At 62.6% G+C, this 8,737-nt stretch carries 9 protein-coding genes; 7 read left to right on the plus strand and 2 right to left on the minus strand.

The features are described 5' to 3' along the window. Positions 1-117: 117 nt before the first annotated feature. From spoVAD to QVE23_RS00535, 7 genes are all read left to right on the plus strand, one after another. Positions 118-1,137 carry a stage V sporulation protein AD gene (gene spoVAD, locus QVE23_RS00505; protein WP_021748480.1) on the plus strand — a complete coding sequence of 340 codons (1,020 nt, stop codon included), beginning with the start codon at positions 118-120 and terminating at the stop codon, positions 1,135-1,137. Positions 1,138-1,354: 217 nt separating this feature from the next. Continuing rightward, positions 1,355-3,079, plus strand: coding sequence for an ammonium transporter (locus QVE23_RS00510; RefSeq protein WP_119310506.1), 1,725 nt, complete (start codon positions 1,355-1,357; stop codon positions 3,077-3,079). A gap of 118 nt (positions 3,080-3,197) precedes the next feature. Then, positions 3,198-3,554, plus strand: a complete 357-nt coding sequence (gene spoVAE / locus QVE23_RS00515; protein ID WP_021748483.1) for a stage V sporulation protein AE — start codon at positions 3,198-3,200, stop codon at positions 3,552-3,554. Between the two features lie 306 nt (positions 3,555-3,860). Beyond that, complete coding sequence (locus QVE23_RS00520) at positions 3,861-5,099, plus strand: polysaccharide deacetylase family protein (RefSeq protein ID WP_025545242.1); 1,239 nt, start codon at positions 3,861-3,863, stop codon at positions 5,097-5,099. A 15-nt stretch (positions 5,100-5,114) separates the two neighbouring features. Then, positions 5,115-5,459: a hypothetical protein gene (locus QVE23_RS00525; protein WP_025545243.1), complete on the plus strand. Its 345-nt coding sequence runs from the start codon at positions 5,115-5,117 to the stop codon at positions 5,457-5,459. A 27-nt stretch (positions 5,460-5,486) separates the two neighbouring features. Continuing rightward, positions 5,487-5,879 carry a cytidine deaminase gene (gene cdd, locus QVE23_RS00530; protein WP_021748486.1) on the plus strand — a complete coding sequence of 131 codons (393 nt, stop codon included), beginning with the start codon at positions 5,487-5,489 and terminating at the stop codon, positions 5,877-5,879. Beyond that, complete coding sequence (locus QVE23_RS00535; protein WP_287554732.1) at positions 5,876-6,085, plus strand: hypothetical protein; 210 nt, start codon at positions 5,876-5,878, stop codon at positions 6,083-6,085. Before cdd ends, QVE23_RS00535 begins: the two co-directional genes overlap by 4 nt. A 43-nt stretch (positions 6,086-6,128) precedes the next feature. On the opposite strand, the gene QVE23_RS00540 is transcribed toward QVE23_RS00535, so the two are convergent. Both QVE23_RS00540 and QVE23_RS00545 read right to left on the minus strand, forming a co-directional pair. Continuing rightward, positions 6,129-7,532 (minus strand): GNAT family N-acetyltransferase, encoded by a 1,404-nt coding sequence (locus QVE23_RS00540; RefSeq protein WP_021748488.1) that lies wholly within the window; start codon positions 7,530-7,532, stop codon positions 6,129-6,131. Between the two features lie 175 nt (positions 7,533-7,707). Continuing rightward, positions 7,708-8,733 carry a rod shape-determining protein gene (locus QVE23_RS00545; protein WP_021748489.1) on the minus strand — a complete coding sequence of 342 codons (1,026 nt, stop codon included), beginning with the start codon at positions 8,731-8,733 and terminating at the stop codon, positions 7,708-7,710. Positions 8,734-8,737: the final 4 nt, after the last annotated feature.

Here is an 8,737-nt window from a genome sequence, read left to right on the forward strand (position 1 = left end):
GTTTCGATATGAACAGGAATGACCTTTCAGAGGTCCGGCTTCCGCCGGGCCTCATATTTTTGCCTCTTTGGGACAATCTAGCTACGAAAACTTTCTTCAATTGCGAGGTGGCGCATCATGAATGACAAGCGTCTGGGCCGCCAGACCGTGGCCCTGGCCCATCCCCCCTCCGTCCTCTCCTTTTCCAATATTGGGGGGAAATTCGAGGGCCAGGGCCCCCTGGCGGACTTTTTTGACGAGATCAGCAACGACTCCTTCTTCGGGGAAAAGACCTGGGAGAAAGCAGAGTCCGCCATGCAGAAGACAGTCCTTCAGCGAGCGCTGGAGAAGGCGGAGCTGACGCCGGAGGACCTGGACTATATCCTGGCCGGAGATCTGTTGAACCAGTGTATCGGCTCCTCCTTCGGCCTGCGGGACTTCCGGGTGCCCTTCTACGGGCTCTACGGTGCCTGCTCCACCATGGGAGAGAGCCTGAGCCTGGCGTCCCTGCTGATCGACGGCGGCTACGCCGACCGGGCCGCCGCCCTGACCTCCTCCCACTTCTGCACCGCCGAGCGGCAGTACCGGATGCCGGTGCCCTACGGCAGCCAGCGGACGCCCACCGCCCAGTGGACGACCACTGCGGCTGGCTGCACCATCCTGGGCAGCGACGGCCCCGGCCCCTACGTCACCCACGTCACCTGCGGCCGGATCGTGGACAAGGGCATTACGGACGCCAACAACATGGGCGCCGCCATGGCCCCTGCAGCCTACGACACCCTTTCCGCCTTCTTCCGGGACACCGGGTACAAGCCCGCGGACTTCGACCTGATCCTCACCGGTGACCTGGGAGAGCTGGGCCACGCCATCGTCCGGGACTTCTTCCAGCGGGACGGTGTGGACATGGGCCCCCAGTTCCAGGACTGCGGCCTGCTGCTGTATGACCGGAAGCACCAGGATATGCACGCCGGAGCCTCCGGCTGCGGCTGCTCTGCCTCCGTGCTCAACGGCTATCTCCTGCGCAAGATGCGGGAGGGCAAGTGGAAGACCATTCTCTTCGCCCCCACCGGGGCGCTGCTCTCCCCCACCTCTTCTGGCCAGGGGGAGTCCATCCCCTCCATCTGCCACGCCGTGCGCCTGAGCGCCGTCCGGGAGTAATTGGTCAACCTATATAAATTTCGGATAAATTTTTGGCGGATTCAGCAGATTTCTTGTGAAGAACGTGTCTTGACGCTGTCCGTCTACCGTGGTAAAGTGTTCTCCATCAAAGGCAAGGGCGCCTGTGAGACCATCTCACAGACGCCCTTGCCTGTATTTGTTCCAAGGCGCGGCGTGACGCGCGGCCGCCGCCCGTGGTGATTTAGGAGGGAACACGATGTATTCATCAGTCAACACCATCTGGGTCCTGCTAGGCGCGGCGCTGGTCTTTTTGATGCAGGCGGGCTTCGCCATGTGCGAGGCCGGCTTCACCCGGGCCAAGAACACAGGCAACATCCTCATGAAAAATCTCATGGACTTCTGCATCGGCACGCCGGTCTACTGGCTGCTGGGCTTCGGCCTGATGTTCGCCAGCGGCGGGGCCCTGATCGGCGGCCTGGACCCTATGGTCCAGGGGGACTACTCCGCCATCCTGCCGGAGGGCGTGCCCCTGTTCGCCTATCTGATCTTCCAAACCGTTTTCTGCGCCACATCCGCCACCATCGTCTCCGGCGCCATGGCGGAGCGAACAAAATTCCTCTCCTACTGTATCTATTCCTTCTGCATTTCTGCCTTCATCTATCCCATCTCCGGCCACTGGATCTGGGGCGGCGGCTGGCTCAGTGATCTGGGCTTCCACGACTTTGCCGGCTCCACGGCGGTCCACATGGTGGGTGGCATCTGTGCCTGTATCGGCGCCGCCATCCTCGGCCCCCGACTGGGCAAATACGACAAGGACGGCAAACCCCGGGCCATCCTGGGCCACAGCCTCTCTCTCGGTGCCCTCGGTGTGTTCATCCTGTGGTTCTGCTGGTTTGGGTTCAATGGGGCCTCTACCGTCTCCATGACCGGAGACAACACCCTGGTCTCCGCGGGGCTGATCTTCGTCAACACCAATATGTCTGCTGCCGTCGCCTGCTGCGTCACCATGCTGTACACCTGGCTCCGCTATAAAAAGCCAGATGTGGGCATGACGATGAATGCCGCCCTGGCGGGACTGGTGGCCGTCACCGCCGGATGTGATGCGGTTTCCATCGGCGGCGCCGCCATCATCGGCATCGCAGCCGGCCTGCTGCTGCCTATCTCCGTAAACTTCTTTGACTCTGTGCTGAAGATTGACGACCCGGTGGGCGCCATCTCTGTCCATGGCGTCTGTGGGGCCGCAGGTACCTTGCTCACCGGACTGCTGGCAGTGGACGGCGGTGTGTTCTACGGCGGCGGCTTCCATTTCTTCGGCGTTCAGTGCCTGGGTGTAGCGGCCACGGCGGTCTGGACCATTGTCACCATTACCATTGTGTTCCAGGTGCTCAAGCATACCATCGGTCTGCGGGTTTCACCCGAGGAGGAGGTCAAGGGACTGGACATCACCGAGCACGGCCTGCCCACCGCCTATGGCGGCTTTGCCTTTGCCTATGACGATACCCCGGACGGCGCTGCTGTGCTGAATCCTGCCGCCCCGGCCGCCGCGCCGGTCCCGGTGCAGGAGGCGGTGCCGGTGGAGGTGGTCACTGCCCCGGCAGATGCGGTATCCGCTTCCCCCGGCGTCAAGATGACCAAGGTGGACATTCTCTGCAAGATGGAGCGGTTCGATGCCCTGAAGCGGGCCATGTTCGACATCGGCATCACCGGCATGACTGCCATCAACGTCATGGGCTGCGGCGAACAGCGGGGCAAGACCGAGGGCTACTTCCGGGGGGCCAGGGTGGAGGCCACTATGCTGCCCAGCATTCAAGTGTCCATTGTGGTGTGCAGGCTGCCTGTGCGCCTGGTGGTAGAGACCGCCAAAAAAGTTCTGTACACCGGCCATATCGGCGACGGCAAGATCTTTATCTACGACGTGGAGAACGTCATCAAAGTCCGAACCGGAGAAGAGGGATACGGCGCACTCCAGGATGCGGAATAAACATCTCTTTTCGCCCCATGGTTTCATCACGGCCCGGAGATCTGTGTCTCCGGGCCGCACTGCATAATCCCGCCGGAACCGGGCACACTGCTCTTATGAAAAGAGGGGGAGACATCTCATGGAATATCTCAACGCGTTTCTCTGCGGCGGTATCCTGTGCGCCGTGGGACAGATCATCATCGACAAGACTCAGCTGACCCCCGCCCGCATTCTCACCGGATACGTGGTAGTGGGCGTGCTGCTCAGTGCCCTGGGGCTGTATGAGCCCCTGGCCCAGTGGGGCGGCGCCGGGGCCACGGTCCCCCTGACAGGCTTCGGCCACACGCTGGCCAAGGGCGTCCGGGAGGCGGTGGCCTCCGATGGCTGGATCGGCATCTTCACCGGCGGGCTCACCGCTGCGGCGGGGGGCGTCACGGCCGCCGTGGTGGCGGGCGTGCTCATGGCGGCCATCTTCCGGCCGGGGGACAAGCGGTAAGGGAACCGGGGCCGCCGCGGCGTTCGTGCCCGCAGACGCATCAAATTCTGGGTTCAGCCGCCTCCTGCGCACGGCCGAAACCACTTCCCGCCCCATCTGTGCAAGACCTGTCCGTCTCCTATGGCGGGCAGGTTTTGCGCGCTGGGTCTGCAGCTCTAAAAGAGTGGCTGCAGCCACTTTTTTGCGGTCTCAGGGCAACCGTTGCCGCCCTGTTCTTATTTTGTCATTTTTTTGTTGTTCTTTCCTGTCCGGTTTCCTGCTATACTATGGTCACCGACAAAAATCGACAGAAAGGAACATCCGATCATGCGCCGTTTTACCGCACTGCTGCTTGCCGCGCTGATGCTGCTCTCCCTGGCTGCCTGCGGGCAGGGAGCCTCCGCTGGCGGCTCCGCTCAAAATGCCGCCGGAGACCCGACTCCGGAAGAGGAGGCCCCGGAGTTGCCGGAGCCGGAACCCTATGAGATTTCAGACCCCACGGTCATGCCGGAGGGCGGCGTTCGGGACGGTGTCACCTACGCGGCCTATGACGGCATCGTGGAGCACCTGTTCTTCCACCCAGTGGTGGCCTATCCGGAGCTGGCCTTTGACGGAGACGCCCAGGCCAACGGCATTGACGATTACATGGTGACGGTGGATGAGTACAACAAAATCCTCCAGAGTGTCTATGACAAGGGCTACGTGCTGGTGGACATCGGCGATGTGTGGAGCGAGACCACCGGCGAGGACGGTCAGCCCAAGATGGTTCGGAACACCCTCTACCTGCCGGAGGGCAAAAAGCCCCTGATCCTCTCCTACGACGACACCAACTACTATGAATATATGCTTGCCAATGGCTTCACCTACAAGCTGGTGATCGGGGAGGATGGCAAGATCGCCTCCTGGGGCAAGGACCCCCAGGGCAATGAGGTGACCTCCCGGGACCTGGACGCCATCCCCATCCTGGACAAGTTTGTGGAAGAGCACCCGGACTTCTCCCCCTTCGGCGCCAAGGGCTGCCTGAGCCTGACGGGATATCAGGGCATCCTGGGCTACCGCACCCAGACGGATCAGGATGTGGAGTGGACCGCGGAGCGGGAGGCCAACCGCCAGAAGGAGATCGAGGCGGTGAAGCCTATTATCGCAGAGCTCAAGCGCACCGGCTGGACCTTCGGCAGTCACACCTGGGGGCACATCCGCCTGGGCACCAAGAGCCTGGAATCCATCCAGGCGGACACCCAGCGATGGTTTGACGAGGTGGGCAGCCTGGTGGGTCCCACTACCATCCTGTTTTACCCTCACGGGGAGCGGCCCGACGGCAACGACTGGCAGAACACCGGCCCGGTGTTCCAATACCTCCAGAGCCAGGGCTTCCGAGTCTTTGCCTCCGTGGGCATTGAGAGCTTCAGCTATATCAAGAAGGATCTCTGCGCCGTCATCTGCGACCGGCTCCACCCGGACGGCACCACCCTGCGCCATTCCAGAGACCGGTACTTGCAATTTTACGACGCAAAGGATATCATGGATGTAACGGTTCGTCCCCAGCGGGAGATCGACTGGGCGTAAGGGGGGAGAGCCACCGTGAAAAGGTGTGTCTATTTGTTTCTGCTGTCCATCCTTCTGGTGGCCGGGCTGACGGCCTGCGGCTCCGGGAAAGCAGAACAGGAGGTTCCCTCCCTGACTGAGATCGAGGGCATGACGAATGATGAAGCCGCTGAGGCCCTGTCCGGTTTTTGCCGCCAGGACATTCTGGACGCCTGGGGAAAGCCGGGCGGCGGCCTGTCCGGCCTGTTCGGGGACATTTATGATGCCCCCACCCTGGGCGGCTGGGTGATCGTCCAGTATGATATCCCGGCCACCACCAGCACGGACACCGACCTGAATGCTCTGCCGGTGAGCTGGGTGTCGCTTCCGGCCGTCAGTTGAGCGCATCTTGCAAAGGAGTGTATTTCCATGACCCGTGAAGAACTGAAGGCCGCGGCCGTCGCCATGCTGGACCGGGCCTACATCCCCTATTCCCACTTCCCCGTGGGCGCCGCCCTGGAGTGCAGCGACGGTACGGTGTTCACCGGCTGCAACATCGAGAACGCCTCCTTCGGTCCCACCATCTGCGCCGAGCGGACCGCGGTGGCCAAAGCCGTCAGCGAGGGGCACCGGGACTTTGTCCGCATCGTGATCGCCGGGCGGAGCCGTGAGCTCTGCGTCCCCTGCGGCGTGTGCCGCCAGGTGCTGCGGGAGTTTGCCCCCAACATCGAGATCATCTGTCTCAACGGCGCCGGAGAGGAGCGGACCTTCACCCTGGAAGAACTGCTGCCCCACAGCTTTGGCCCGGAGTACCTGCAGTGACGGCTCCCGCCGAAGGGGCGCTGCGCATCCTGAAACTGGAGCCGGTGGACTTTTGCTGCGGGGAGGTCCTGGCCGAGTCCCAGATATGGGTGCTGGCAGAGGACCGGACCGGAAAGCGCCTCTCCCGCCGGATCCCAGCCACCAAGGCCGGGGAGCTGGGCCTTCTCCCAGGCGGTTTCTGCCGCCGGTCGGATCTGCACATCTGAATCAAAACATGCCGCCGGTGCTGAGGCACCGGCGGCATGGGCTTTATACCAGCTTTTCAAAGTAGAAGAAGGTGTCGTCCTCCCCCTTCTTCCGCATACAGGCCGACAACATCTTGTAGGACGCCTGGTTCTCCTTGTAACACTTGGCCACCACCCGGCTCAGGTGGATTTTGTACAGGCCCCACTCCGCCACAGCAGCGAAGGCCTCGGTGCCGTATCCGTTTCCGGCGTATGCCTTGTCAATCCGGCAGCCCAGCTCCGCGCCGCCCCGGCAGTCGAACCGGTACAGCACCGCCTCGCCGATGAGCTTCCCATCCAGCCGGACGGCAAAGTTCACCGCCTGCCGGTTTTCAAAATCCCGTTTCGCCACGTCGAAGAAGCTCCGCTCCTCCACCCGGCCGCCCAGGCCGCCCACATCGTCATAGCCCCACCAGCGGTTCCGGTCGGCGTCCAGCACCAGGGCGTTGTAGGCGGGGATATCCGCCTCTGTCAGGGCGGAGAGGGTCAGCCGCTCCGTCTTCAGCTCCGGAATGGCCTGCACGTGGTTCAGCAGCTCATTCTGGGGATCGAACCGGTACTTGGGCGCCAGCCTGGCCGGGCCGTACTGGAGCTTGGAAGTCCTGAGGCCCTTGTCCGCCGCGTCATCCTCCCGGTTGATCCACTGGCAGCCATCGCCAAAGGCGTCGGCGAATGCCTGGACCAGCGCAGGATATACACCGGTATAGGAGTAGAGGGCCTTTTCAATGTGGATGATCAGGGTGTCCCCACACTTTTCCGCCAGGGACAGGGCGATCAGCTTCTCCCCGTCAAACATGCCGCCGGTGAAAAAGTAGGGCTTGCCGGTCATCTTCAGCATCTTTTTGGCCAGCTCCAGCTCATTTTTGGCCTTGGCGTTGCTGTCCTTGGGGAACTCCGCCTCATAGTCCTGCCAGAACTGCTCGATCACCGGTGCGTCCGCCGCCGTCAGGGGGCGGAACTGCGCATCCGGCCACTTGGACCGGAACTTGTTGATGTGGTTCCGCTGGCCGGAGTACCGCCGCCCGGCGAAGAACTGCAAATCCTCCCGGTAATAGACGTAGTCCCGCCAGGTCCGCACATCGCTGACCCGCACATAGGGATACCGGCCCAGCAGCTTGGCGGCCCTGCACTCCGGCACCACAGAGATCACCGGGGGGATACCCCGCTCCAGACAGTCGTTCTCAATGGCCTCCAGGGCCGCATCCTCGTCCCCCTCCGGGCCGGGGACCGGGTAGTCGAAGACTACCTGGCCGTCGATCTCATTGCGGACCACCAGGCATCCGGCAATCTCCGCCCAGGCCGGGTGGAGCGCGGCCTTCCACATGAGCTTGGTGCCCACGGAATACTCACACAGGCCGAACTCACAGGTCTGGTAATACCGCCGGAGGCGGGGGGCCTCCTGCTTTGTCACTGGTTTGAACTCTAGCATACTTTCATTCCTTGTCCTTGATCGTAAAGCACGGGATATGCCTGTGCCGTTTCCTACTCTTCCCGCAAAGTATATGCCCCGCTCCGCAGGGGTGCAGTCGTTTTCGCAACAGCTCTCCGGGCTGTCAGCGGAGAAAACGGCCGCGGGTGCCAGCCCGCGGCCGCTGCGTCACACATCAGTTCATCTGCTTGCGGCGGCTGAGATTCATCGTGCCGTCCTGCATGGCGTTCAGGGAGTCCAGACTCTTGCCGGTGCCCAGCGCCACACAGCTGATAGCGTCGTCGGCAATCACTGTGTGGATGCCGGTCCGGGCCGTCACCAGCTTGTCAAAGCCGGAGACCAGGCTGCCGCCGCCCGTCATGACGATGCCGTTGGTGGAGATGTCCGCCACCAGCTCCGGCGGCGTCCGCTCCAGTACGGAGTGGATGGCCTCCATGATCCGCTCCACCGGCTCCTCAAAGGCATCCATCATCTCCGTGGAGCTGACGGTGACCACCTTGGGCAGGCCGGTCAGCAGGCAGCGGCCCTTCACGTCCATGGTCTCTTCCTCATCCTTGGGGAAGACACAGCCGATCTGCTTCTTCATCTCCTCAGCGGTGCGCTCGCCCACCAGCAGGTTGTGCTTGCGGCGCATGTACTTGACCACGGCCTCGTTCAGCTGGTCGCCGGCGATCTTGATGGAGGCACTCTCCACCACGCCGGACAGGGAGATGACAGCGATGTCCGCGGTGCCGCCGCCGATGTCCACCACCATGTGACCGTCGGGCTGGGTGATGTCGATGCCAGCGCCGATGGCTGCGGCCACCGGTTCTTCAATGAGGTAGACCTTCCGGGCGCCAGCTTGGATGCCCGCGTCGATGACGGCGCGCTCCTCGACCTCCGTAATGCCGGAGGGCACGCAGATGATGACCCGGGGCTTGAAGAAGGACACGCCCGCCACCTTGTGGATAAACTCCCGCAGCATCCGCTCCGTCATGTCGTAGTCGGAGATGACGCCCTCCCGCAGGGGGCGGATGGCGATGATGTTGCCGGGGGTCCGGCCCAGCATAGCCTGAGCCTCCGCGCCCACCTTCAGCAGCTTGCCGGTTGTCTTGTCCATGGCCACCACGGACGGCTCGTTCAGGACGATTCCCTTCCCCTTTACATATACCAAAACCGACGCGGTACCCAGATCGATACCGATATCCTTCGTCATGGACATACTG

This window comes from Oscillibacter sp. KLE 1728 (assembly GCF_934833455.1).
GTDB lineage: Bacteria > Bacillota > Clostridia > Oscillospirales > Oscillospiraceae > Oscillibacter > Oscillibacter welbionis.